This is a genomic window from Pedobacter sp. MR22-3 (genome assembly GCF_026240075.1).
GTDB lineage: Bacteria > Bacteroidota > Bacteroidia > Sphingobacteriales > Sphingobacteriaceae > Pedobacter.
In genome coordinates this window covers 417508-444356 of the sequence record NZ_JAPIVF010000005.1, presented here as the reverse complement: position 1 = coordinate 444356, position 26849 = coordinate 417508, and the positions used below count along the sequence as shown (strand labels likewise).

At 40.1% G+C, this 26849-nt stretch carries 17 protein-coding genes; 6 read left to right on the top strand and 11 right to left on the bottom strand.

What is annotated here, in order from left to right:
* Positions 1–10: 10 nt before the first annotated feature.
* Positions 11–2272, bottom strand: a complete 2262-nt coding sequence (locus tag OQ267_RS14430; protein WP_265836483.1) for a hypothetical protein — start codon at positions 2270–2272, stop codon at positions 11–13.
* A gap of 19 nt (positions 2273–2291) precedes the next feature.
* Positions 2292–3794, bottom strand: a complete 1503-nt coding sequence (locus OQ267_RS14425) for a ferritin-like domain-containing protein (protein ID WP_265818898.1) — start codon at positions 3792–3794, stop codon at positions 2292–2294.
* An 828-nt stretch (positions 3795–4622) separates the two neighbouring features.
* Here OQ267_RS14425 and OQ267_RS14420 point away from each other — a divergent pair.
* Entirely contained in the window at positions 4623–5045 is a 423-nt protein-coding gene (locus OQ267_RS14420; protein ID WP_265836481.1) for a hypothetical protein, read from the top strand.
* A 49-nt stretch (positions 5046–5094) separates the two neighbouring features.
* Positions 5095–5904 carry a hypothetical protein gene (locus OQ267_RS14415; protein ID WP_265836479.1) on the top strand — a complete coding sequence of 270 codons (810 nt, stop codon included), beginning with the start codon at positions 5095–5097 and terminating at the stop codon, positions 5902–5904.
* A gap of 263 nt (positions 5905–6167) precedes the next feature.
* Here the strand turns inward: OQ267_RS14415 and OQ267_RS14410 are convergent, their stop codons facing one another.
* The 3 genes from OQ267_RS14410 to OQ267_RS14400 form a co-directional block, all read right to left on the bottom strand.
* Positions 6168–8429, bottom strand: coding sequence for a mechanosensitive ion channel family protein (locus tag OQ267_RS14410; protein WP_265836477.1), 2262 nt, complete (start codon positions 8427–8429; stop codon positions 6168–6170).
* A 345-nt stretch (positions 8430–8774) separates the two neighbouring features.
* Positions 8775–9410 (bottom strand): response regulator, encoded by a 636-nt coding sequence (locus OQ267_RS14405; protein WP_265818901.1) that lies wholly within the window; start codon positions 9408–9410, stop codon positions 8775–8777.
* Positions 9397–11400, bottom strand: coding sequence for a sensor histidine kinase (locus OQ267_RS14400; RefSeq protein ID WP_265836476.1), 2004 nt, complete (start codon positions 11398–11400; stop codon positions 9397–9399). The genes OQ267_RS14405 and OQ267_RS14400 overlap by 14 nt, the downstream gene beginning before the upstream one ends.
* 363 nt (positions 11401–11763) lie before the next feature.
* Here OQ267_RS14400 and OQ267_RS14395 point away from each other — a divergent pair, with 363 nt between their 5' ends.
* Both OQ267_RS14395 and OQ267_RS14390 read left to right on the top strand, forming a co-directional pair.
* Positions 11764–12558, top strand: a complete 795-nt coding sequence (locus OQ267_RS14395; RefSeq protein ID WP_265836475.1) for a hypothetical protein — start codon at positions 11764–11766, stop codon at positions 12556–12558.
* Positions 12559–12635: 77 nt separating this feature from the next.
* Positions 12636–13286, top strand: coding sequence for a DUF6624 domain-containing protein (locus OQ267_RS14390; protein ID WP_265836474.1), 651 nt, complete (start codon positions 12636–12638; stop codon positions 13284–13286).
* 28 nt (positions 13287–13314) lie between these two features.
* Here the strand turns inward: OQ267_RS14390 and OQ267_RS14385 are convergent, their stop codons facing one another.
* On the bottom strand, positions 13315–13827 hold the full coding sequence (locus OQ267_RS14385) for a hypothetical protein (protein WP_265836472.1): 513 nt from the start codon (positions 13825–13827) through the stop codon (positions 13315–13317).
* A gap of 307 nt (positions 13828–14134) precedes the next feature.
* On the opposite strand from OQ267_RS14385, the gene OQ267_RS14380 reads away from it, so the two are divergent.
* Positions 14135–16636, top strand: a complete 2502-nt coding sequence (locus tag OQ267_RS14380; RefSeq protein WP_265836471.1) for a TonB-dependent receptor — start codon at positions 14135–14137, stop codon at positions 16634–16636.
* Between the two features lie 116 nt (positions 16637–16752).
* A complete protein-coding gene (locus OQ267_RS14375; RefSeq protein WP_265836470.1) occupies positions 16753–17766 on the top strand; it encodes an FAD:protein FMN transferase in 1014 nt (337 codons plus the stop codon).
* Between the two features lie 115 nt (positions 17767–17881).
* Here OQ267_RS14375 and OQ267_RS14370 read toward each other — a convergent pair whose 3' ends face one another.
* The 5 genes from OQ267_RS14370 to OQ267_RS14350 all read right to left on the bottom strand — a co-directional run bounded on the left by OQ267_RS14370 (position 17882) and on the right by OQ267_RS14350 (position 26776).
* Complete coding sequence (locus tag OQ267_RS14370) at positions 17882–20071, bottom strand: PepSY domain-containing protein (protein ID WP_265836468.1); 2190 nt, start codon at positions 20069–20071, stop codon at positions 17882–17884.
* A gap of 12 nt (positions 20072–20083) precedes the next feature.
* Entirely contained in the window at positions 20084–20569 is a 486-nt protein-coding gene (locus tag OQ267_RS14365; RefSeq protein WP_265836466.1) for a DUF2271 domain-containing protein, read from the bottom strand.
* A gap of 4 nt (positions 20570–20573) precedes the next feature.
* Positions 20574–22046, bottom strand: coding sequence for an ankyrin repeat domain-containing protein (locus tag OQ267_RS14360; protein ID WP_265836464.1), 1473 nt, complete (start codon positions 22044–22046; stop codon positions 20574–20576).
* 175 nt (positions 22047–22221) lie between these two features.
* On the bottom strand, positions 22222–23736 hold the full coding sequence (locus OQ267_RS14355; RefSeq protein WP_265818911.1) for a SusD/RagB family nutrient-binding outer membrane lipoprotein: 1515 nt from the start codon (positions 23734–23736) through the stop codon (positions 22222–22224).
* 13 nt (positions 23737–23749) lie between these two features.
* Positions 23750–26776: a SusC/RagA family TonB-linked outer membrane protein gene (locus tag OQ267_RS14350; protein ID WP_265836462.1), complete on the bottom strand. Its 3027-nt coding sequence runs from the start codon at positions 26774–26776 to the stop codon at positions 23750–23752.
* Positions 26777–26849 lie beyond the last annotated feature (73 nt).

Below are 26849 nucleotides of genomic sequence, written 5' to 3'. Positions count from 1 at the left end.
TTTATAAATTCTACTTTTCCTGATCTGTTCCGGTAGCATCATTACCCTTGATGATAAAACTTAGTTCACCCTCCCAGTTTCTAAACAAGTCATCATAACTCAACAGACGTGAATCTGTCCTATTGTCGAGAATATATTCACCTGTTCTTTTCTTTGCCATCCAGTTATCGCCGGAACTAAGTCCTTTTTCGTCCGGCACTACATTTACAAAATCCGGACGGCTGGCTGCCCAATAATAGCAGGCACATTCACGATAATCGTTCTGCCATGGCGCACATAGCCCTTGGGTCATTTCGCCCGGCTTAATGATTTCTTCAGAAAAAACACTTGTGTCAGCTTCAAAAAAGTGATTTACTTTTAGGGGCACTTTTTGGTACAATTTTTCATTATCAAGATCTTTTGCCAAAGCAACAACCTCTGTTATTGATGGTCCAATGGTAAAATGGCATATTACTTCCTCTCCCTGTTTCTGTAATACCTGCGCCATAGAATTTGACCATTCCATAAAGGAAACTCCATTTGGATTGGCAGCAGTAATCAAAGGAATACTGTCGCCGCCCGGAAACACAGGACCAGAGGTAGCAACCATGGTTGGCTTATACCCTATCGCAACCAGGCGACAGCCTTTCAAATGCTCGAACTCTGGATCAGCGCTAACCACATAATTGTTATTTTCGATGAGCAAGATGCCTTCAAATGCACGCCGCCAAAGGTTCCTAAAATCGAATTCGAGTCCTGGAAAACAGTTGGAAATCGCTGCCCTCGGCAAGATGGAAAAAGGATTTCCCTCACCCAGATAATGTAGCTGGGCGGTAAGGTTCGAGGCCTTTAGGGCCTTATCACTTAAAGAGGATTTATTAAGTGCTCCTGCCGCCTGGCTATCCTTGAAAATTGCACCGGCAGCTGCCTGGATTACCAAATTAATCTGGCGATGCGTCAGGGTAAGCGATCGCCCATCTGCACCGCGCATAAGTGCCGGCATCTTGCGGAGCATTGGGCTGGAAAGATCGCCAATTTCATTCGGACGGCGAAGCGCATCGGCAAACCATGCAGCTGCACCTGTGCTGAGGCCTCCGAACACCCGTTCATGAAGCGCGCGCAAAGCCAGATTATCTACAATTGAGGTTGCCATTATCGGTTCATAAAGACGGCCAAAGTCATTGGTATTCTGTCTAACCATTGTACTGGCCGCATTCTGTATGCCTTCAAAAGAATTGCCGTTCATCACACTGGTATTCATCAACCTAATCGTTTCCAGTGCCCTTCGTACAATTTCCTCTGCTTCTTCAATATCTACTTCGCCAGTAACCTCTGGTCCAAGCAGGATCTGTTCGAGCTCATCCGAAACTACCCTGACCGGAAGCGTATCGGGTGCAAATGCCGGAGGTCCGGCGCTGATATGTGCCCTTGCTGTAAGCTTATCATCCTTACCCTTAAGATGTACAGAAACAAAACCATCACACTCGTCATCCAGATAACCCCAGCTGATTCTATCATTGTTCTCCAGGTAGTAACCTGCAAATATCTGTGCCGGATTGGTGTAGGTGGGTTCTCCAACTCCCTTTTCACAGTAACCCCACCAGCCTTTTTCTTTGTCGTAGATCACAAGATCTTCCGAATTGATGATCGGATCAGGCTGATTGAGCTTGTTTGGACTCTCATTCCTAAACCTGCTCGAACCATAAACCTTTCCCGCCCCTGGAGTAAAGCGGAAGCGAACTTCAGGAAATTCGGCCGTTGGCGAAATAAACTGTACTGATCCCAACGGCAATGTCTTTCCAGGGAGGAAGTTTTCGCTCTCGCCTAGTAAAGGCGCGACAGCATGGCTATTGAGGCCTAAAACCTTAGCATAAATCTTATCACCTTCCTTACCTGTTCTCCGGAATATCTTGATATTTCCAACCTCTACGTCCCAGCTGATGTCTTTTAGACTATAGCCAGCCTTTATCAATAATGCTTCAGTTAAGGGAACAAGCCTGTCTCCATCTTCATCGGTAAGTGCAAATACTTCAAGAAAAGGCGCTACAGGATGTATCTTGCCATCTTTGGATTCTACAGAAGGTGCATCCTTAAAATTGATCTGCTTTGGCAGTTCACCGGTAATCTTTCCCGAAACAGGATCAACACTAAAAGTCTGTTTTGGTATTATATTCCTGAAGTCAAGCGGTCTTTCCGGGGACAGACCAAGATCGTAGGCGGATAGGGGAACTGCAGAGGAGCCCAAACGGCCGATGGCAATAGGAGGAAGAATGCGAAGCGCTAAAATTTTCATAACAATAAAATTTAGGTTATTATTTAGAGGTAGAAATAAGTTCTTTTATAATTGCTGAAAGTCCCTGATCGGCTTCCCTTAGCACATAAAGGTATTTGAGGTTGGTAGGTGATACAAAGGGCACCAGACTTTCTATGATGGTTTCACTGGCATCTATCAGATCCTGATGTTCACGCCAGCGGTTTCCCTCTCCCATCGGGAGATCCAGCGTATAAGGAATGCTGAAAGGTGGCCCTGCCATCTTATCATCTATCCCGGGCGGGTTAAGTGGTGTTTGAACGAGTACATTAGAAATACTTCTTAAATTGTACATTTCTCCAAATGTGGCATTGATAATGGTAGCTCTTGGTGAGGTAGCACCGTTATTGTTAAAACCATTATCTAACAGGAAACTATGCGCAAGGTAATTCAGCAACATCCGGTAGCGAACATTAAAGAGATGGGCCCATGCTCTGGCCTCGGGATTGGTTATTGCATCCTTCTGATAATCCGTCCCAACCTTTTTTGAAGGTTCCAGGCTACCGTCAGCCTCCCTTTCGGCAATAAATGGATTAGTGGCTACATTTCTTGATGGCTCCCATGATCCGCCTATTTCTTTTTCCAGTTCACGCAGCTCTTTGTAAACAAACAGAAACCGTTCGAAATGTGAAGGCTTACCAGCATTTTCTTCATTTGTCGGCGCCTCGCCCTGTTCGGAAATTTCAAGTAAGGCAGCGTAAGCATCATCCCTACAGGTAAGTGGGGCAACCAGCACATCAGGACCTCCTTTAGGTCCTGTTTGCGCACTGCCGCGTTGTCCTCCCGTATATCCGCGTCCCCATTCATCAAATTTAGCCTGAAAGGGATAGGTATTGGCATGAAAAAGTTCATCAGGAATCTGTTTATCATCATTGATAAGGCTGAGAATCACTGTAAAAAGCGCACCTACCCGGTGAGGATCTGTGGTATCTTTATATACTTTTTCTTTGACCTCGATAGCGATTGGATCATCACTATTGATCCATTCTTCAGGGGATTCAGCGTATACATACTTGGCAAGCGATTCTAAGGTAAGCCGTTCTAGTTTAAAGGGAAAGGGATAAAAAGGGGTATCCCAAGGGTAGTCCATCCGTCCAAAGTTTAACGGAGCACCAATAAGCTTGAGTACATTCTGTACAGAGATAAAATGCCCCATTTCTTCTTTTGCTATGCCAAGAATAATATCTTGCCAGCCTTTAACCTTTTGCTGATACTCTTCAGGGATTTTTGAACCACCGATACTGTAACCCGCATACAGGTACTGGAGCATCAGTCCATGCTCTATTTCTGCATTAATGTAGAGCAAAAAGGAAAGATAATCTTTAGCATTAAATTCATATGGGATTTCGACTTTCAGGTCTTTAGGATCCGGAGGACCGGAAGCCCCGCCGGTTTCAATAGCGTGGAAATTTTTGATTCCTTCGGCTTTCATTAAAGCCTCTGCTCTGTTGCTTTCCGCCAACTGAAAAACAGGCTTTAAAAATCGTTCAAAATTGCTTTGCATAGTATGGTTTTTAGAGGTTAAAATTTTAATATTTATTCTTTGAATGATACTATGGATGATGTATCCTCAACACGTTATAAGCAGCATACCCATTTGTATTTTAGGAAATACATAAAATCCGGATCTACAGGCCGCCGCTGTATTACACTTACCGATCGGTTTACACTTACTGAGCCATATGAAAACTCAACTACTGGAACCGCGTATAAATATATTGAAGGTATAAAGCTTGTAAAAAGATTTTTTATCAGTGACTGACAGTGAAATAAGATAAACCTATAGCGTCCACCACTTAAGGATGGAGTAATATGAATGGAGAGCATATCGTGAGAGCGTTTTGTAAGTTAGTATCTAATGTAGTATTTATAATATAAATAAACAACTATAAAATTGTAAATAATACACAACATAAACACAATGAACAACCATCCATACCGGCTGGAAAAAAACATGGATATACCATTTGGAATTTTAAATTAATGATGAAACCTATTGTTAATTGAAAGTGATGATGATAAAAGGCGGGCTAACAGAAAAAATAACTAAAGAAAGGAATAGCGCTGCTTAAGGTCCAGCACCTGTTCATCCACAACCATTCCAGATCATATTTCTGGATAATTAATCTTGCTTTAAAACCAAAATAGGCATGAAGTGTTTATAGTTACAAAATCGAAAGTCTTGATGAATTATTCACCACAAAAAACTTATGGAAATAAGTCAAATCAGGGCAATATGATCTGGAATAATTGAGATTATAGCAAACCTGATTTGCACAGATGGCTTTAAGTAAATAGGTAACGAATAAAGCATTTAACTACTTAAAATACAATGAAATATATTCTAATTATCGCTTCTTTTCTTATCCTCAGCTCACAGGCGCATTCACAGATAAAACCAGTTCGAAAAGGGTGGCATTCTTTCACTATTCAATGGATAAGTTTTAATAAGATCAATCCAGGTAAGGTATATATTAAGAGTATTGGCGATGAGGAATATAGTATTGAAGGGGAACAAAGGGATAAAAAAACGAATGAATATGTAACTATCAAAGGGACATTCCTGAACCAGGGACGTACCTTAAAATTCAATGGTGATATTGTTTCAAAAATCAATTCGATTAACGGTGGCCAACCTTGCACACTGAACGGGCTTTCCATTTTTAAGGCCAGTGGCTCCAGAAAATACTGGAGGTTACAACAAATGCTTAACTGTGACGGTGAAACCACAGACTATATTGACATCTTCTTTTAGATCTGATCACTTCATAAAATAAACTCCATATTATTGAATCAATAACGCTATGAAAAAAAAGCTGCCTTTTGCATTATTCATGCTCATTACCATTTCTGTATTCACAACAGCTTGCAAGAAAAAACCAGCTGATGAACCAACTTCGCCAAGCAATTGTGGTACAAAATACGAAGTGATGTTCGGGGAATCGGGACCAATTAATGAAAATGCATCCGCGAATTATGAAAATGGTCAGCTTAAATCAATCAGCTCTGGCAGTTCAAATTTTAGCATCGAATATGCAACAGACAAAGCAGTTTTATTGGCTTTGGGTGTTCCATTTTATCAGATCGATATTGTAAATAAATTAGCCACAAGATCTACTGATCTAAAAAGTCAGACAGAAGAGCGAATGTCTTATGATGGTAACCGAAATCTCATTAAAATAGAAGCCTATCAGAATAATAGTTTAACAGACACCAAAATCCTGACATACAGCAATGGTAATCTTGCTTCCCTTACCCAAACCTATCCTGATGCGCCTGCGGTGAAAAGATTTACCACGTATAGCTATTTATCTGAAATTGCCTCAAAAGCTGACAATGATACACGTCATTTAATATTTGGTCCGCTAGACTTTTACACACCCCTGTTTCTTACCGGATCAACCTCCAGAAATCTTTTATCAGGAAGTTTATATATTTATACAGCCGAAAACTTTCGTACAGACCTGACAAAAACTTATACTTATACCAGAAATAGTGGTGGCATCATTACCAAAATTGTAGAAGATTCCCATACCGTAACAGTTAGCAATGGTGTGCAAACACAAAATGAAAGATTAAAAAGAACCATTTTCATTAACTCTACTTGTAATTAAAGGGGTTGCGAATTGGTGGCAAGCTACTGTCAACTTTAATCTAGTTTTGCCCGCAGATTAAAATGATGTACGCGGATTGGAATAGGATGGTGACACATTATCCTTTAATCGTCGTTCTGATCTGCTGGAAGAAATAGTAAGATAAGCACAGATTAATCATAACCGGCCAAGGTAGTTGCCCGCAGATTTAAAATGATTTACTGGTCCATTTTAATTATTAGGTGGCCCTTTATAAGCAGAGATTCCAGTGAACAGGCAAATGATTACAAAATTTCAATTCCCTTCTCTTCAAATGCTTCAAAGACCTGTGCATTAATCATGCTTCTGGTTAAATCCGCTTTGGAAATATCTTTACACCAAAAATAGATGTTGACGTTACTGTTCAGCTTACTCACCGGACTAATCATGATGATGGGTTCTTTACTGGTAAAGACATTATTGTTTTCCACGATAATATCCCTGATCAGACTCACTACTTCAGTTGAATTAAAAGGTTTGGCAATCGAAAGGGTTAAATCCACACGCATTTGATTGTTGCTGAGTGTCCAGTTGATGATGTTATTTGATAAAATGGAACCGTTAGGGATGATAATCTCAGCCCCCTCATCGCTTAGCAAAGTACTTGCACGCACACCTATTTCCTTCACTCTCCCCTTTTTATTGCTTAACTCAACAATATCGCCTATTCGGATGGTTTTATCAAAGATGAGAATAATGCCTGAAACAAAATTACTGACGATATTTTGTAAACCTAAACCAATACCTACACCCAGGGCACCAAGAATCACTGTGATTTTATCAATAGGCAACCCGGATGCGGCTACAGCAATTAAAAAGCCCCCAATTAGCAGGACTAACCTGGTTACCAACAGTTTGGAACGCTCACCTTTATTGTCATCAAAACTGTCATCTCCCGTATCACCAAAGAAATAAGCAATATACTTTTGTAAGAAATTCGCAATCCAGATAATACCCAGAAACAAGAAAATGCCTCCAAAAGTAAAAGAGAAACTCCCTATAGTTCTTTTTTCGGTTAACACCTCCATTACTGATTCATAAAGTCCGTTAAAGACATTAAGATTAGTGGCAAAAATCACAAACCAGATGATCGTAGCACCAATACCGGTTAATTTTTTAAGTCCGGAAATAACCGGTTGCCAATCGAAATACTCGGGATATCCTTTACGGATCCTGCTGCTTTTCATCTGCAACAAAAAAGCTTCTACCAAAACTTTGGCTAAAATGGTAAGTGATATTGCATTCAGCAACGAGCTTACTCCGGTTGAATAAAATATTTGTGTTAGCGTAAAGCGGCCAAACAGGTTACAGAAAACAGCGATAATGGCAAATCCGGTATAAATAAAACCTGTTACAAGGATCATCCTGTATCTCTTAATATTTTCATCAAGCATTTTCCACACCATTATACCATAAGCCACTGAACATAAGCTTAACAAGAGGAGCATCCAGCGCTGGTATCTGGGTGGCATACCTAAAAGACGCAAGAAAACAGGCGCCAGCAGGAGTACAACAAACAAGCACCAGTAATAGAATATTCTTGAACCCAATTTTTTTCGCAGATAAAAGGAAAGCACAATAGCCAGCAGTACCTGAACAGCTTCTATATAAAGTGCTGGCGCCCTGAGATCGAAAATGGGTGCCAGCGCAAAAAGCATAATTAGTGTAATTAAAAAGGGCTGCGGACTGATTAGTGAAAAATCATCAAGGGTTTCTAAGCGGTCATGCTGTTTTACACTCCGGAAATTAAAGAATACCCAGAAAAAGAATATGGCACAGGTAAAGAGCAAAAGAAGCCGGCTGCTTCTGGTATACACAAAATAATAACCTGATATTTCCTGCTCTCCCTGAATAAACCTTCGGAAACCCAGGCTCTTATTTGCTGACCGGTTTACTGATTCCCAAAGATACCGGCGCTCTTTACCAAAGGCTTTAATACTTACAGCATCAAGTTGACTATCTGTAATATACATTAACTCTTTGATGTTAATCAGATTCGATGAGGTTCTGGCATGAAGGTTATTGATGGATAAGGTAGCTGCTTTTATTAAACTATCTGTGACGAAACGTTTCTTTTTTAATTCGGCAAACTGGTCTTTAAACAGGATACGCAGGGCAGGCAATGTAAATACTTTGGCCAGTACGGTATCCTTCCTGAGATTCAGGAGTTCCGTTTTTAATGACCTTAATTCCTTTTCATATTCATCAAGATCTGCTAAACAGTCCCTGTTATTGCTTTGCAGCTCATCCAGCAAAGTCTGATCCATCTGAAGGTTCTGAAGATTTAAACTCCGGTCTGCCATAGTAAGCCTGCTCTTCAGCAGGGCCAGGGCAGCTTCATCCTGGGTTAAGTGCGCTTCCATCGGCTTTAACTTTTTAAAAGAACCTATGGTTACCGGAACTTTATTGATGGCTTCAAAAACTTTTTCCAGGTGCATGAGATAATCGCCCTTGGTTAAGGTTGCAGAATCAGAAAGAATAGAGACATCCTGATCTTTTTCTATCATTCGCCCTTTTTGAGCAAATGCATGGCTTAAACCAACGATGATAAGGAATATGATGAGGCTAGCAACCTTAAAGGAAAAAGTTTTTTTTGTTATCATTAGCATGGACATACCGCCTGCTGGCGTCAGGTCAAAAATAGCGAATTCTATTGGTTTAATAAACGATGCAATTGGCATTTGATAGAGGAAAGCCTATTGTCCTTTGGTTTACCAATATTTTAACAGCCAGCTGAAGATTTATCAAACGACATCGTGATATTATTATATTGGTTTCCCGGTAAAACAGATCGCTTCGCGATTAATCAAGCCATTTTAAATTAATTTCATGAACTTGACAGCTTTTTAAGCCTAAAATAAGTGTTGCTGGTTGGCAGACATGATTAACTCTGCTACGTTTTTTACCTGAAACTTTTGTAAAAGGTTTTTTCGGTGGGTATCAATAGTCAGCGGACTAAGAAATAATTCCTCACCAATGGCCTGACTGGTTTTGCCTTGGGCAATGAGTTCCAGGATTTGCTTTTCGCGTTTGGTTAGCCGGGGTGCCGCGAGCAATTCATTTCTGGATGGCCGGCTCAGAATCTCCGTAACTTCTTTGCTGTAACAAATGCTTCCTTTTACAGCTTCCGCAATACAAAGACGGAGTTCATCAAGCGAACTGTTTTTCAACAGGTATCCACTGGCCCCGTTCTGTATGGTTTGCACCACGATACTTCGCTCCGTTCTGTTACTTAGAATTAAGACAATAACAGATCTGTATTTTTTCTTAATCTTCAGGCAGAGATCCATTCCATTCACATCCGGAAGCGTAATATCAAGCAGGATGAGATCCACCTTTTCTGATTCGAGATACTTCATAATGGATTCACCATCCTGAAATCCACCAATCAGTTCAATATTTGATTCATTTTTTAAAAGATTTTTCAGCCCTTCAATCACAATCGGGTGATCATCAACTATAGCTGTTTTTAATTTATTTGGTTGCATCAATATTCAGTTCTATATTTATAGTTGTACCTTCCCCTTCAGCTGAAAGAATTTCCATTTGTCCGTTAAAAAAATCCACCCTGTTTCTGATACTCTTTAAGCCCATTCCCTTACTTTTTTCTTCCCGCAGATGATCAAAACCAATGCCGTTATCCTCCAGTGTAATCAAAAAAACTTTGGCGTCCTGTGTACATTGTAAAATAATACTGGAAGCTTGTGCATGTTTAATCGCGTTGGAAAGCAGCTCCTGAGCAATCCTGTAAATATGAAGCTGAATGGCAATCGGGATATTGGTTTGAATGTTAAAAGCTTCGAAGGCAATTTGCAAATTGTCACGCATGTGAAATTCACAAAGATCCTTCAAGGCTACTTCAAGTCCAAAATCAAGCAGCGTTTCGGGCACCATATTCCGGGCAATCCTTCGCAACTCACTTACAGAAGTATCCAACTGGCCAATAATTCGGTGCAGATCTTTATCCTGAGAAGCACCCGGCCGGGTATCGGTCCAGCCGGATAAGCCGATTTTTACACCTGCCAGCATTCCGCCCAAACCATCATGCAAATCTCTGGCGACACGCTCTCTTTCATGCTCTTCACCATCAAGCATAGCTTTAGTTACTTTAAGCTGCTGCTTTTGCTCCATTTCACTCAGCTGCTGACGGTAATTGATTTCTTTCTGCTCTGCCAGTTTTGATTTGTTCCGGGCAATTACGGCAACAAAAACCAATGATGCCAGCAGAAAAAGGCAACCAAGACCGAGAACCAGATTGTATAGCCGGTTATTCCGGGCATTCAGCAATGCCTGTTTATTTTGCACTTCCAATGATGCTATTTTATGTTGATTCTGAACGCTCCTGTATTTGGTTTCCAGCTCATTAACCTTCACTTTTATTTGATCATTATTAATGCTATCACTCACGCTACGGTACTTGCTTAACCACTTGTAAGCTTCTTTATAATCGTTCAGCTTCGCACTGGTTTTAGCCACCTCTCCATAAATGGTAGCCTTATCAATCATACTGGCCGTTAGCGTACCTTCCTTAATAATATCCAGTAGAATTTGCCTGGCCTTTCGATATTCTTTTTGCTGCCCGAAAATATCATACTGACGGAATAAAAACTGCTGATAGAGTTGATTTTGGTGATACTTTTTAGCCAATACGATGCCTTTATTAATGCTGGACAATGCCCGATCAAAGGCCTGAATAGTCGAAAAATAAAGTACCTCGTTATAAAAATACAGCGTATAATTTACGGATTCAGGAAATGGTTTTAAAAGTGCATTTGCCTTATCTAATAGTGTTTTCGCCTTTTCCGCATGATTTTCATAACAATAAATACTCACACCACTCAGGTAAGCAAATAACAGGCTGGTCTTATCATGTTTAGCGCTTTCAAGCAGACTGATTGCTTTCTGATTATAGAAAGTAGCCTTGGCAAATTGTGAATTGTTCATTAAGATGGTAGAAAGCCGAGTATAATATTGCGCCACCAGAGTCGAATCACCAGATTTTTCAGCATCGGGAATAGCCTTTTCAAGCGTAATTTTTGTAATAAAACTATACCCCTCCTTTTCTATATTCATGATGGCATAATTGTACCATGCGGCTGCCCGCATGACATAAGCCTTTTTAGTAGTAAAATAGGAGAGTGCATCTGCTGCCTTCCTAAATGCTACCGATGCCCTGGCTTTGTTCCAGTTAAAATAGTATTCTCCCTCATAAAAACTGGAAACTGCAATAGAATAGGGATCCTTTTTCGCGATTTTTTTCCCAGCTAATAGATAAGCTTTACTCTTCAGGGTATCTTTAAATTTCCAATAATCTACCAGCAAGAAATTAGCATTGGCTTTTGAACTATCTGCACCGGATGTCTTCAGGATATTTTGCAGACTATCCAGATAATGTTTTTCATTAATTGGAATCTGCTGCTGACAGAACACATAATGCGCACTTAACAGACAAAGAATAAATAAAGATAATTTTTTCATTGATTAAAAACAGTATAAACTGGAGCTGAGCATGATACACAGGAAATAATAACTACTTAAAAGAAACAAAGCTCAGGTGTAAATATCAGTCATAATTTGTAAGCAACCATAATTTCAGCCATTTGCTGCGAAAAATACCTAAAAACCAGTAGAAAAAAAACGATGAATCATGGTATTTCTTTTGAGAATGACTTCTGATAATTTTGTATGAGTTGCCTGAATAAGTAAAATGTAATGAGAAGCACAAGCGATCTGCAATGCGAATGGTGTAATTAAATGATGCATCACAAAGGGTATGTTTATTCTTTATACAGCCTATTAACGGAAGATCAATCATTTAAATCAGGATCTAATTTTATAATTATGATGAAAAATTTTTTATCGTTTTCTTTGGTCGCCTTCCTCCTGCTATCAGGAAATAAAGTACATGCCCAACTGGAAAACCTGCTGCAAAAAGCAAAAGATAAGGCAGAAAAGGCCTTAGAAAAAAAAGTAACTCATAAAGATGCTTCCCGCAAATCTAAAAATAGCGGTACGGATATGGGCTTTGATTTTACTCCTGGAGACTCATTGATCTTTGCAGAGAATTTTTCAAAATATGCAAAAGGAGCAACTGCTGCCAGCATCAAAACCAATGGAGCAGCAATAGTGACGACAGTAGAAGATGAAAGAGGTAAGTGGATGCTGTTAAGGGATAAAGCTACTTACAAGCTGACTAAACTCATCAGGTATCCAAAGCAATTTACAATTGAATTTGATATACTGGCCTCCGCCGATCAGGCAAATGATATCTCACCTTTATCATTTGGCTTTACAACAGATAATAGTGTACAGGATTATACCAGCAACGCGGGTGCTTATGTTGAGCTTCAGTATTATGATACCGATCAGGTGAATGTTGGCAATAGCAATCCCAAAAAATATGTCAATACAACCTTTGATCTGACTGAAAGCTTAAATCGCCCCCTAAAGGTATCTATACACGTTGATGGAGAAAGAATGATTGTATACCTGGATAAAACCAAGCTTGTAGACACGGAACTGTTTACCCCTACTGCTGCTAAAAACTTTTACATCACTGCACCCTGGGATTATACAAACGGAGCCAAGGTGATGGTAAGCAATATCATGATCAAGGGTTTTAGTAAAACTAAGTAGATTTAAAAAAACTATAAGTAAATGATAGCGCTGTTGCGATATTATGAAGTACCAGCAATATCAATTAATATAAAAAAATGAGACCCCTGATCACGCTTTTATTTCTCTTCTTCATTTATACACTACACGCTCAGGATCTGTTATGCGATGACCGAAAGTCCATTAGTGAGAAACTTGAAATGATCCGCGAAACGGATCAGGGAATCAGGAGCAGGCTGATTAAAGAAATGGCCACGAAAGATCCGCAGGCCATGAAAAAAATTGCACTGGAAATGAAAGCCAGCGACAAACAAAACCAGCTTGTTGTCGGATCACTTCTGGATAGGTGTGGCTGGCCAAAAGGGCTCAGTGCAGTTGAAAACAATACCATTTTCCTGGTTATTGATCATGCAGATACAGCGTTTATGATCAGGTACTTTCCTTTGTTGAAATCACAGGCAGACCAGGGCAAAGTGGCCAGGCGTGATTTGGCGACACTGCAGGATAGAATGCTTTTGAGAAGCGGGAAAAAACAATTCTTTGGTACCCAAACCCTGAAAGAAGGCAATATCGTGACCATCTGGCCGGTAGATGATCCGCAAGGCCTCGATGCACGTCGTAAAGAAATGGGACTCATACCAATGGGTGCATACATGGCGCTATTGAAAAAAACCTATCAATCGGAAGTGATCTGGGATCAGGACTTATCAGTGGATGCAGCTCAGGAAAAAATGCGTAAAAAGAATTAAGAGTCCAATATCAATGATCAAACATCGTTTAGTGTTTAGACTCACGCTCCATATATTGCGTTAATTCAAAAAGCCAATCGCCTCCATAAACAAACAAAATGCAAACCGTCACTAAAATAATAACATAGGTAATCACTTGTTTGAGCCTTTTATCATTGTTTTTATCCTTCAGGAAAAAAAAGTTTATGACCAAAAAGATTAATGCAGAAATAATACCTGATGGAATGCCCAGCCATGCGGCAGATAAAGCATTCCAGGGGTCTTTAAAATAGAAAGCATAGATAGAAGCAAACCCTAATAAGGCACTTGAAAAGAGTAATAACAACCCTTTAAAAAAATATTTGCCCATCAAACCAAACATCATCAAAAAAAGTGAAATGGCAAGTGTTAAGTAAGTGTAAGGAAGTTCTGTAATGAGATACGTTTTACTGCTTTCAATCGGAAAAATGATTCCAACACTGATCAGCAGGATCATCATACCAGCGATTAGACAAAGTTTTTTTAATTCCAGTCCTTTTGAGGGCAAATTAGTATCATGCATTAGTGATTGTGCTTTGTGATTCAAAATATTTCTAAGGATTGATAAAATGTAAGATAGGTATTCTTAATCATTAAACACACCGTTTTGCATTTGTTAAACTATTTGTATTAATCCCTATATATCAAAAACTTACACCATCTCTATTCTGATTTATGCTTAAAGTCATTAGCTCATGGGCAGAACAAATCTGATTTCTAAAGCAGCAAAATATTCAAACACATATTATTATTTAGAATAATTAAAAATAAGTTTCTAATCCCGTTTTAATTTCTTTCTTTTGCGACAACTAAGAATTAATCTAAATAAAATGAAGAAAACCTTTACCTATTTTTTTAACATAATCCTGCTTTCTATTTTTCTCACGGGCATCACTTATGCACAATCCAGAAACGGATCAGTATCCGGTTCCATTAAAACCAGCGATGGTAACCCTGCTCCTTTTGTAAGTGTTGGCTTGAAAAACACGGCTAAAACAACACAAAGTGATGAAAAAGGAAACTTCACTTTAAAAAATGTTTCACCTGGAAACTATGTATTAAAGATTTCAGCAATTGGTGTTTCGGTACAGGAGAAAAATGTTTTGGTTGTAGCTGGCGAAAATGCAGAAGTTTTATTATCCATCGCGGAATCGTCTTCCCAATTGGATGAAGTAGCCATCACAGGTTATAAAACACCTAATAAAAAACCGGTAAACCTCGGCAAAATTGCCATCGCCCCGATGGATCTTCCACAATCAGTACAGATTATTGGCAACCAGGTCATTACTGATCAACAGGCCAATCGCTTAAGCGATGTACTAAAAAATGTTAACGGTGTGGCTTTTGGTGAAAACCGTGGATCAGTAAGTGGTGAAACATTTTTCGCCCGAGGTTATAGCTTAGGTACCAACAATGTGTTTAAAAACGGATCACGTGCCAGTAGCGGAGGCATGCCTGAAACCAGTACCTTAGAATCAGTAGAAATTTTAAAAGGAAGTGCAGCCTTACTTTATGGCGGCGTAACAGGGGGCGCAGTGGTAAACATGGTCACTAAAAAACCTAAATTTGAGTATGGTGGAGAAGTATCTATGCGCGCCGGAAGTTACGACATGTATAAACCCATGGCAGATATTTACGGACCAATCTCTAAAAAAGTAGCATTCCGTTTAATCGGTACTTATGAAGATGCAGCAAGTTTCAGAAATTCTGTAAAATCAAACCGGATCTATGTAAATCCTTCCTTGCTTTACAAAATAAGTGATCAAACAGATCTTTTGCTTCAGGGGGATTATTTAAAAAGTGACATGACTCCTGATTTCGGGATTGGCACTGTTGAAAATCAGATTGTTGATATTGGTCGCGGTGCATTCGTAAATGCACCCTGGGCTTATAACAAAACAAACACCGCAACCTCACAATTAAACCTCAATCATAAATTTAATGATAGCTGGAAATTAAATGTTTTGGCTAATTTCCAGTCTTACAACCGCAATTACTTCAGTGCAGAGCGACCATTTGCCGATACCAAGGTGGCAACTAACCCTCTTCCATATGGTTTCGCGGCCCGAAATGTTACCCGTTCTAAAACAAAAGAATTTACTTACAATGAGCAGATCAACCTGAATGGCTTCTTTCAAACCGGAAGTATTACCCATACCTTGTTAGTTGGTGCAGATGCAGATCAATCGCGTACCACAAGCGGTGGCTTCAATTTTAATAATAACCTCACTACATTCAATTATGGAAATGTCAACCTACTGGATCCAGCCACTTATTTCGGATCGGGAATTGAGCCAATCGCAAACATGATTACCCAGACCTTTGCACCATTGTATCGTATGGGTGCTTTCGTACAAGATTTAGTTTCCATCACTGATCAGTTTAAAGTGCTTGCCGGAGTACGTTATACCTTTCAGAAAACACCGAGAACCGTGGCGACCAATCTGGCCACCGGTGTGCAAACGCTCAGCGTAAACAGTTTAGACAGGTCGAAAGTAGAAAGTGCTTTCACACCAAAATTTGGATTGATTTATCAGCCCTTAAAAACAACCTCTATTTATGCCAGTTATGCCAGCAACTTCATTCAGAATACGGGTACAGATATTAATCTAGCACCTCTTGATCCATCTACCGTTGATCAATATGAAGCCGGTGTTAAAAACGACCTTTTCCAGGGCAAACTTTCTGTTAATTTAACTGCTTACAGAATTTCAAATGATAAATTTGCCCAGCAGGCACTTCTAAATGCAAAAGGCGCACCTAATGGTGACACCAACATTAAAGAACTTAATGGAAAAACATTAAGTGATGGTCTGGAACTTGATATTACCGGTACAATTGTAAAAGGCTTAAACTTTATTGCAGGCTACAGTTACAATTATATTCGCTATACGCAAACACGAGACAAAACAGTTTATACCGTTCCTGAACCTACTACAGCACAGCCTAACGCCACCAGAACGGTTACATTAGGTGGCATTATTGAAGGTCAGCGTTTAGTAGGCTCTACGAAAAATACTGCAAATGGCACCTTATTTTATACCTTTCAGGATGGCCGTGTGAAAGGATTAAAACTGGGTGCTTCAGCTTATTACACAGGAGCAAGAAACGGTGGGTACAATGATTCTAAAATTCAGGCTTACAGCAGGCTCATTCCATTACGCGCCTTTACCACATTCGATTTCTCTGCGGGCTACAACTGGAAAAAACTTTCATTGCTGGCAAAAATTGCCAATATAACCAACGAGCTAAATTATTTCGTTCATGAAAACTACAGTGTGAATCCTATTCCGCCACGTCAGTTCATGACCACATTATCTTATAAATTTTAACTGATAAATCAGTCATGCCGAAGGCCTCAAAGTGTGTAAAATACTTTGAGGCCTTTTTATGGCTTGGATTACTGGTTTCCGGAATTGCTTTCTTAAATTTGACGATCAACCACCAAATGAAACACCTTTTACAAATTAAGCTGGCTACCTTCCTCCTGTTGTTAAATTGTGCTGTCTTCGGACAGACAATGAAAAAGAGAACGACCCTTTTAATGGGAAGTAAATTTGAAATTACCATCGTTGCAAAAGATGCACAAACTGCTTCGGCTAATATTGATACGGTGATTCAGGAAATCAGCAGAATTGAATACCTGATATCCGACTGGAAACCCAGCTCACAAATTTCACAGGTAAACAGCCATGCGGGTATTAAACCCATTAAGGTAGATAAAGAAGTTTTTGATTTAACCAAAAGGGCATTGAAACTGTCTGAAATTACCGGAGGTGCTTTTGACATTAGTTTTGCAGCCATGGATAGAATCTGGAAGTTTGATGGTTCCATGAAAGAGATGCCTACTGCCGAAGCCATTAAAAAATCAGTAGAAAAAGTAGGTTACAAAAACATTATTCTGGATAGCGTCAATTCCACCATCTTCCTGAAATTAAAAGGAATGAAAATTGGTTTTGGCGCACTGGGGGAAGGTTATGCAGCAGACCGGTCTCGCAATATGATGCTCCGTAAAGGCATCAAAGCCGGTATTGTTAATGGCTCAGGAGACATGAGTACCTGGGGAAGACATCCTAAAGGCCATTATTGGACCATCGGAATTACCAATCCTTTTCACAAAGATAGTTTATATGCTATAGTTCCCATTAAAAACGGTGCCGTGGTAACTTCCGGAAGCTATGAAAAATTTGTAGTCTTTAATGGAAAAAGATATGCCCATATTATCAATCCGGTTACGGGTTACCCGGCAACAGGTTTAACCAGTGTAACGGTATTTGGGCCAGATGCAGAACTGGCAAACGGTTTCAGTACATCTATTATGGTTTTGGGAAAGGATGCAGGTTTAAAGTTCATCAGTCAGTTTCCAAAATTTAGCTGCATCATGTTTAGTGATGATGGCCAGGTGTATCATTCTGATAATTTAAGCCAGAAAACAATTAAACAATGGAAAAAAGGCTTATAACATCTTCAATTTATTCCCCGCATCGATAATATTTTAGGATATTCTATTGATCAAATCAGGAAAACTGCATCCTGAAAAATAACTTCTTTATAATCCATTACCAAAGCGAAACTGCTTAATAGCAATCCATTAAAATCTGTCCCCTCGACTGGTAAAAACTGACACTTTGATTTGATGATTGCTGACATGCATCTTCCAGCCAGTCGATCACATCCTTTTGCATGCCCAGTGAACCGCAAAGCATTAATACCCCGCCATCATTGAGTGCTTCACCAACAAAAGCAGCATCTTCAGCCAGTAAATCTTTAACATATTGTTTGTTTCCTTCTCTGGAATAAGCCACATTTAATTTAGCCAGTTTGGAAAGTTCATTTTGCAAGGTATTTTCATAGAGCGAAAAGGATTCCTTATTCTTAAAACCGCAATAAAGATGAACATTTCTGCCCTCGCCATGCTGGCTTAACATGCCCAGAAACGGGGCAATACCAGTACCGTTTGATACCATAATTACAGTACGGGCTTTTTCAGGAAAGTGGAAATGCTTATTTTTAACAATGATGGCATTTATGGTTTGGCCGGTTTTAAGCTGATGTAAATAACCTGAACCCAAACCACCCTCATGCAGTTTAACACTTAACTGAATTTCTCTTCCAATTTTGCCAATTGAATATTGTCTTTCGCGATGATCACCGGCCGGATAAATGGCAAGCAAATCTCCTGAAGTAAATCTTTTTCTGCGCTTCGGGCGCAAGCGAATAATAAATGAGGTTTCGGCATGAGTGGAAATGGTTTTCTTTACCACTTCAAAAGGCTGCGTTTTTGGACGTTTCGCATCCAGCAATTTCGACAAGAGAGACAGCGTTATATCCGCATGTTGCGCCCATAAATTCGCCCATCTGGTAAAATCATCCGGAGATCGGTCATTAATGGTATGAATATCAAGTAATGGCCTGGCCCACTTCTGATGCGATAATGCGTTATTCACTTCGTAACCAAACTTGCAGAAATCAGGATAAGCATGAGAACCAAAAGCAATTACAGAAAAATCAACGGAATTGCTTTGTGGATATTTTTCCAATAGTGCACTGAACTTTTTAGCGTTTACAGGCGATTCACCCTGACCGTATGTAGCCGTAAAAACCAGCAATTGCCTGGCCTTGGCAAAAACCTGATAATCGTTTAGCTCAGCCATAAACGATGTTTTACCATTCTTTAACAGTTCCTGATGTATCGCACTGGCAAAGCGGAAGGTGGTTCCGTTTTCTGATCCAACCAATAGGATAAATTCTGCCTGATCTGATCGAAACTTATTTTTAATCCTGCCTGAACTGCGTTTCCACCAGATCACAAAGCCTGAATAAATAAAAAAAAGGATATTTACCGAAGCAATAGCCAAAACCATTGCCCAGAGGGCACTTCCTCTACCGGTATGTAAATCCAGACTAAGGTTATTGAAAAGTGTAGCTTTTGAATAGGCTTGTTCCGTCAGGATATCGCCGGTTATCTGGTTTACAGTAATTTCTTTATTATCCAGTTTCAGTGTAAAATAATCTTCTACATCCTCAGAGAAAGGAAATTCAATGGATTGAACTTTAGTCAGTGGAATATTTCTGAATACTTCGAAATCCGCCACTTTTTTTTTCGGCTCCGTTTGAAGTGCATCAAAATCAATCTTATGCGTAATCTTTTGTGTTTTAACGAGCCCAAATCTTTGCAGCGACAAAAATGTACCACTTAAGGAAATGATGATAACCGGAATCAGCATCAGTCTGCCCAGCACCACATGATAATATGCTGCAAAACCATCTTTGACAATTTTTCCGAAGAATTTTTTAATGCTTCGCTGGCGTTTGATGATCAGGATTGTACCTGAAGTGGCAATTAAGAACAAGAAAAAAGCCGTTAGCCCGATAAAAATCCGACCGGTTTCATGTAAAAACAAGGAACGGTGTAAGGTAGTTACCCACTGAAAAAATACATTTTCCTTTTCTACCTTCCCCAATGATTTTCCTGTTGCCGGATCCACATAAAAATTTCCGGAATTAGCTGCGAAGTCAGTTCCGTTTATCTTCACGAACTGATTGGCATCTATGGTAACATCGCCAATATCAGTATACGACTTTTGAAGACGTGGAATGAGTTCAGCAACGGTAAGCTGACTGAATTTTTCTGACCGGTAAGGTTGATTTTTTTCCGCAACAGGCTTAAAAGACAGGATGACCCCCGTAACGGAAGCAAGGGTTATAAAAAGAAAAGAAGATACCGCCAGGGCTAAATGGCTGTATCTCCATATGGAAATTGTCATTAATAAAGCTGTTTAGTTTGCACTTAGGCGTACATACCTGATGTAACCTGTGCCTTCAGTTTTAGCGGTCAAACCTTCGGTGGTTAACGGAATTTCAATATCTTTTAAATAGTATTTATTATCTTCAACAGCGGTTTCAAAACGCAGCTTGTAACCTTTGTTTATTTTATCGGTTTCAATATCCAGAACCGTAACGCTGCGATCGCCGCCCGTAACCGAAGCACCGGTTATGGCACTGATATTAGTTGGTTTTTTCTTGTATGCTTTGTGCCACTCTTTAAGGTCAGGATACCACTTTTTATCAGATCCCATCACATAAAGTGTTTTTTCATAGGCCCCTTTCGCATCTATTAAAGACACCGCGATGTAAGCACCTTCGCCAACATAATTGGTCATTTGCACCATACATTTATACTTTGTAGTTTTTTGGGCAACACTGACTGCAGGAACGGAATAAATTAATGTTAATGCCAGGCACAGTTTAAAAAAGTTATTCATTTGATTATTTTAAAAAGTCGATTGATACTTTGTTTTTAGTTAAAAATTCATTTTCTGATGCCAAATCATAAGGTGTTTCCTTAAAATCTGTAGCCACATCTTTTTTAGCACCTGCTGAAATTAAATAGTGCATCAGTTCTGTATCCTTTGCGGTCATCGCCGCTTTATGCAATGCCGTATAACCTTCTTTATTTTTCAGATTCACATCAACCTGATAACCAGCCACAAGCTTAGCCAATGCCAGGTCATTTTTAGCCACAGCCAGGTGATATAAAGAATTTCCGTTTGGCTGGATTGCAGCCACATTGAAACCTTTATCGGTTAACACCTTCAACTTGGCGTTGAAATCGTCCATACTCCTTGTACCGTAAGATTGGAAAAGATAATAAGCCAGGTTATTACCCTCTTTATCGGCTATGTTCATATCCGCTCCTTTGTCAAGCAGGAATTTCACTACCTCACCGGAGTTGCTGCGAACCGCCATGGCAAGTGCCGATACGCCTTTGGCATTTGTTTGATTGATGTTTTTTACCTTTGCCGAAAGCAATTCAAGTGTGGCCAGGTCTCTCGTAAAACCGGCAGCATTAATAAATGCCGTATTTCCGTCTTTATCAGCCTGATTTATATCTACTCCTTTTGAGAGAAAATAATTGATCACTTCTTCCTGTTTAGGTTTGCGGACAATATAAAATAGTGCATTTTCACCATTACTCCCGGTAACCGTTGGTTTCAATTTTAATCCTTCCAGGTATTGAAACACAGCTAAACCATTGGAAGATCCGCGACCGCCCTGAGCCGCCATGATGAACGCATGATCATTGTATTTTACCCCTTTTGCGATGAGCTTATTCATCAGTTCTATGTTTCCGCTTCTGGCTACGTAATTAAAAGCAGTATTTCCGTTCGCATCCACACTATTCAGGCTTAAGCCTTTCGATACAAAATAATCCGTCAGGGCAAAATTCTTGTCATTTGAAATGGCAATTAAAAGTGCATTTGCGCCGTCATGATTCAGGTCTTTTTTGAGATCAGCACCTTTTGAAAGTAATAAGTCATAAACTTTAGTATTGGCCTGGCCACCAACTGCGGCGAATGTTAATGGTGTAAAACCATGACTATCCTGAAGATCCACCTTTGCACCATTTTTCAAAAGGTATTCCATCACCGGGATATTTCCTTTTGATGCAGCCCAGAACAAATAGGTTCTGCTGTCGTGGGTTAATTTATTGACATCGTTCCCTTTTTGAGCCAGCAGGTATAAAATAGATTCCTCTGGTGCTCCATTGTTAATGGCATAAACGGTGGCATCAAAAGACATTTGATTTAACTGCGAAGGACTATTTCCCTTCTCAATTTCTGATTTAATGGTGGCCAGGTCTGTATTTCCTTTCCAGAAGGATTGCTCCAGAAAGGTATTTTTTTGAGCCTGTGCCCCAAGAGCAGCCATGGCAAGAACAGCAAAGAAGATTTTTTTCATTTTGAAGCTGAATAGTTATTGATTTCAATTCTCCGGGCGAACCACAAGAATTCCGGCTAAGTTAACAAGAATCGTTCTAAATAATGGATTGTATTGAATTTATTTAAATTAATTACAGATAAATTTTCTGTTACAGAAAAGCCGCAGCTTATGTGTCTGCGGCTTGAAATTAACATTAGTTATCCCACCAAACTTTATCAATAGTAACCTGATCGCCGCCCTGTTTGGAGGCTTCTGCGTTATTGGTTTGTCTTTCCGATTCCGGGTACATCAAACGAAGGGGTCTGGCATCTGCTGAAGGCGCTTGTAACGAATTAGGTATGGCCGGCAAACCCAGTCTTCTATAATCACTCCAGGCTTCAATGCCGTTTGTGCCATTCATCGACAACCATTTTTGTGTAATGATGGCACTGATTTTATTGGCTGCCTGATCAAAATTAACCGCAGTTTGTGCATTATAGGCCGTGAAAGCCGACGCCGGAACTTCATTGTAAGCGAAAGATGCTTGAATGCCCTGCTCATAAAAGTTTTTTGCACTCCCGGCAATCCATCCTCTTTGTGCCGCTTCGGCTTGTAAGAAAAGACTTTCGTAAGCACCCATTAAAACCAATGGCTGTAAGGCACTTTTCAGTAAACCCGCAGCAGCATTTGCATTTTCCTGCGGTCCGCGGAGGGCTGAAGTGAATGCCCGGTTATATTCTGCCGCAGCATTCGGATTTCCGAAAAGCACTCCCTTATAATCTCCGGCAATGGCCTGATAAATTTTGGCCATTCTTGGATCATTCCGTTGTTTATACTGATCAATTAAGAATGTAGTAGGCCTTAAGTTATCGTAAGCAGCCGTAGTAGCCCCCTGAACATTGCGGTAATACGTTTCCCAAAAAGGATTAATCTTTCCTGCCGTATTTTCATATCCGGGTTTAAGTGTCACATGCTGGTTCAGTTCCAGGTAACCGCTTCCTTCCGCCTGGATTTTCTGAATTTCTGCCGTAATGTAAGCCTGATTATTTTTTTCACTCTGGCGGATCAGTGCCCTGAGTTTAATGGTATTGCCAAATTTCGCCCATAAAGGTTTTGATCCATTGAAGATGATATCTGCACGGGCAATGCTCGCATCAGCAGCTGCTCCTTTAATTTCATTTATCCCTTCAGTAATGAGGTTAATGGATTTCTGATAAACCGCCTGGCCACTTTCATAACGCGGGGTCGGAAATCTGGTACCCTGCAAGGCATCATCAAAAGGGATATTGTTGTAAATATCAACCAACCTTAAAAAATGCCATCCTTGCATCATTTTAGCAATGCCGGAATAGTAGCCTGCACCTTCCTGCTGCCCCTGTTCTTTAATTAACTGGTAATAAAGCAAATTCTGGAAACCATTTTCCCAAATGGGAATCCCATCCCGCTGGTGCCTGATGGATGGACCATCATAACTTTTTTCTTTAAAATATTGATTAATACCTTCACTATTGGTTCCCCAGTAGCCACCCCAGAAAGCACCAAGCTGATTGAGCTGAATGGCTTCCTGATTTACTGTACTCAAAAGGGCAGCGGGTAGTTTCGCACTTAAAGGGAGATTCTGATTAACCGGATTATTTGGATCGTTATTCACATCCAGAAATTTTTCACAGGCACTAAAAACTACCATGATCAACCCTGTGAACAGATATAAACTTAAATGTCTTTTCATTTTATTAAAATCTTTAAAATACCACGTTAATATTGAAACCAAATGTTCTGTATGGAGGCACCTGCCTGAAACTGATATAACCATCAGTATCATTGTATAAATATTCCGGATCTCCATAGGTATTATCCTGGTGTCTGATCAGAAAGAGGTTATTGGCTATAAAACTCAGCCTGGCTTCTTTAATTACATTTTGCCTAGCCAGTAGTTTTGCAGGAAAATTATAGCTGATGTTCAGCTCACGCATTTTGAAAAAATCAGATTTGGCGGCCGTATTGCTTTGTACCGCACCCTGTGCCTGCCAGAATGCCTTATCACCTTTTGACAATACAGTAGTATTGGGCGCAAATACCCCTGGAGATGTTTCGATCACTGAGTTTGGATAAATAAATGGCTGACGGTTAAATTCTATTGTTGCAGGATGCGTTCCTGCGGTATACATCCGGGGTACAATTTCAGAATACAACCAGCCCCCCATTCTCCAGTCAAACTGTGCCCCCAGGCTGATGTTCCTGTAAGTGACCATGGTATTTAACCCCATTTGGTGCGGCGGAACCATCGTCCCTAAATGTACGGCATCGGTTGCCACCACCGGATTGCCATTGGTTGCATTAATCACCACATTTCCATTTGGATCCCTTTTATAATCGCTCACCTGCAAACTGGGGTAAGCCTGGCCAATATTGGCATAAGACTGGCGGAAAATATTAAATGATTCCAGGCCTTCAAAAAGTTCCTTCACCTGGTTATTAATATAGGTATAGTTGAAGCCTAAGTTCCATTTGAAATTGGCATTGCGGATGATGTCTCCATTTAAATTGAGCTCGATTACACTATTGGTTAACCGGCCTGCATTTACCCTTGCACTGGCATAACCCGTTGCACGGGATGTGGTGGCATTAAAAATCTGTCCTTTCGAATCCGAGAAAACATAAGCGCCTTCAAAATTCAAACGGTTATTGAACAAACCCAGCTGAATACCTGCTTCGTAAGAGGTCACAAATTCAGGCTCAATATCGGGGTTAGGGAAAGTTGCTCCCGGCAGGAAACCAACCAGGTTACCAAATGGAAAACCGTTGGCCTGGCTATAAGGGTTGTTGAGTGAATATGGATTGAGCGTATTATTACCTGTTTTATTATATGATGCATATATTTTACCAAATGAAAGTGTTTTGCTGTTTTTCAAAGGTGTTATGGCCTCCGAGAAAACAAATGAGGTACTTAATCCAGGGTAAAAATAAGATCGATTTTCTTTGCTCAGGGTTGAAACCCAATCGTTTCTTCCGGTTAAGGTAAGGAACAAATAGTTATGGTAACCTGCAGTAAATTCTCCATAGCTTGCTAAAGAACGGAATTGGGTAATTGTGCTTCTTCCAGACACTTGCCCGAGGGCACTTCCCTGATTGAATAAATCGGGGAATAACAGGTTTGCCGAACTTAGTGTTTGGGCTTTGGTGTAATCGCTTCTTAAATTCTGACCAATTAATAAACGGGTGGTGAACTTTCCAAAATCCTTATTAAAACTGAGGATTAAATCATTGTTCATCTTCCTGAAATTGTCTGAACCATCGTTAACCGATCCATTTACATTTCGCTGTCCGCTACCTTCAAATTTCCCTACAGTACTTCTCGTTTCGGCAACCGTAGCATAATAACCGAAACGATAGAGTGCTTTAAACCATGGCGTAAACTGGTAATCCAATTCTACTTTTCCATTAAGGGTTTGCTGTTTGGTATCATCACGATAGTTGTCGATCTGGAAGTAGGGATTTTTCTGCTGATCGGTGAAAAAGTTTGCCGGATTGGCATTTGATCCCCTGTCCTGCCAGTTCCTCATGGAAGTGAAATCAAAATTGGCAGGTAACTGGTAAGCGGTAATCCATGGTCCGTCAGGTGTGGTATTTTTATTAAAAAGCACATAATTTACATTGTAGGAAGTATTTAACTTGCCGAATTTTCTTGCTCCGTTAAACCTGGCACCTGTTCTCCTGCTTTCATCTTCCGGAATAATTCCTTTAATTTTAACATCCTGAACCGATAAAAAATAAGTCGACTTATCATCTCCGCCCGAAAAAGAGACATCATTCTGCATGTTTAGTCCGGTATCAAAAAGTTCAAGCCGCTTATCCTGATCTGGGGTGGCATACAAGGCCTGCGGCTGTGTCCCATTCGGTAGAGCAGGACCAAAATTTTTCATGGTTCCATCAAAAGCCGGACCCCAGCTTTCATATTGCGTAGGTACGTAAACACCATTTACGCCCTGACCAAAGGCTTGCTGAGCAGGGGGCAACATCATCACTTTTGAAAAAGTGGTTGTATTAGAAAAGGTAACCCTGCCACGGCCCTTTGCACCTTGCCTGGTGCTGATCATAATGGCTCCGTTTACACCTTCTGAACCATATAAAGCTGCAGCATTCGCGCCTTTCAGTACCGTAATTTCTTCAATATCATTTGGATTGATCCGGCCAATACTAGGCACGGGAACACCATCCAGTACATAAATAGGCTCGTTTTTGGTCCGGTTTAATGATCTTGATCCACGCATCACGATCTGAATCTGCGGATCTACCTTACTATCAAACATGTTTACCCTTAAACCCGAAACCTTGCTGGTTAATCCGTTTAACGGGTTAATGGTTTTACCTTGATTCAGGTAATCATCCTTTATGGTTTGCGTACTGGTTCCAAGTTCTCTTGCAGATCTTTTAATGCCCAGTGCGCCCGTCACCACCAGGTCTGCCAGCTGGTTTTCTTCGCTTTCCAATGTAATGTGCAACATCCCCGTTGAACCACTTAAAATAATGGTTTGCCTTTTGAAACCCACATAAGCAACGGATAGCTGATCGCCGCTATTTGCCTGGATGGCAAATCCGCCCAGTTGATCGGTATAAACACTTTCGTTCTGACCTGCCACAAAAATGCTTGCGCCAACCAGAGGTCGCTGCTCCGTATCGGTAACCTTTCCGGTTATGGTGATTTTTTGCGCTTTTAAATGCCAGGAGAACATCATTGCACAGAAAAAAATAAGTAAACTTTTTTTCATATAAATTAATGAGTTAATGATTTTGCAGTTTGTTATTTATAAATAGTCTTAATAAATAGTAACTTTGGCAAAA

What these genes read in the sequence shown, in the direction of transcription:
- OQ267_RS14405 (WP_265818901.1), bottom strand. Translation starts at nt 9,410, where the DNA reads ATGCAACCAAATAAATTAAAAACAGCTATAGTTGATGATCACCCGATT.
- OQ267_RS14380 (WP_265836471.1), top strand. Translation starts at nt 14,135, where the DNA reads ATGAAGAAAACCTTTACCTATTTTTTTAACATAATCCTGCTTTCTATT.
- OQ267_RS14365 (WP_265836466.1), bottom strand. Translation starts at nt 20,569, where the DNA reads ATGAATAACTTTTTTAAACTGTGCCTGGCATTAACATTAATTTATTCC.
- OQ267_RS14360 (WP_265836464.1), bottom strand. Translation starts at nt 22,046, where the DNA reads ATGAAAAAAATCTTCTTTGCTGTTCTTGCCATGGCTGCTCTTGGGGCA.
- OQ267_RS14395 (WP_265836475.1), top strand. Translation starts at nt 11,764, where the DNA reads ATGATGAAAAATTTTTTATCGTTTTCTTTGGTCGCCTTCCTCCTGCTA.
- OQ267_RS14430 (WP_265836483.1), bottom strand. Translation starts at nt 2,272, where the DNA reads ATGAAAATTTTAGCGCTTCGCATTCTTCCTCCTATTGCCATCGGCCGT.
- OQ267_RS14355 (WP_265818911.1), bottom strand. Translation starts at nt 23,736, where the DNA reads ATGAAAAGACATTTAAGTTTATATCTGTTCACAGGGTTGATCATGGTA.
- OQ267_RS14400 (WP_265836476.1), bottom strand. Translation starts at nt 11,400, where the DNA reads ATGAAAAAATTATCTTTATTTATTCTTTGTCTGTTAAGTGCGCATTAT.
- OQ267_RS14375 (WP_265836470.1), top strand. Translation starts at nt 16,753, where the DNA reads ATGAAACACCTTTTACAAATTAAGCTGGCTACCTTCCTCCTGTTGTTA.
- OQ267_RS14350 (WP_265836462.1), bottom strand. Translation starts at nt 26,776, where the DNA reads ATGAAAAAAAGTTTACTTATTTTTTTCTGTGCAATGATGTTCTCCTGG.
- OQ267_RS14370 (WP_265836468.1), bottom strand. Translation starts at nt 20,071, where the DNA reads ATGACAATTTCCATATGGAGATACAGCCATTTAGCCCTGGCGGTATCT.
- OQ267_RS14410 (WP_265836477.1), bottom strand. Translation starts at nt 8,429, where the DNA reads ATGATAGAAAAAGATCAGGATGTCTCTATTCTTTCTGATTCTGCAACC.
- OQ267_RS14425 (WP_265818898.1), bottom strand. Translation starts at nt 3,794, where the DNA reads ATGCAAAGCAATTTTGAACGATTTTTAAAGCCTGTTTTTCAGTTGGCG.
- OQ267_RS14385 (WP_265836472.1), bottom strand. Translation starts at nt 13,827, where the DNA reads ATGCATGATACTAATTTGCCCTCAAAAGGACTGGAATTAAAAAAACTT.
- OQ267_RS14415 (WP_265836479.1), top strand. Translation starts at nt 5,095, where the DNA reads ATGAAAAAAAAGCTGCCTTTTGCATTATTCATGCTCATTACCATTTCT.
- OQ267_RS14390 (WP_265836474.1), top strand. Translation starts at nt 12,636, where the DNA reads ATGAGACCCCTGATCACGCTTTTATTTCTCTTCTTCATTTATACACTA.
- OQ267_RS14420 (WP_265836481.1), top strand. Translation starts at nt 4,623, where the DNA reads ATGAAATATATTCTAATTATCGCTTCTTTTCTTATCCTCAGCTCACAG.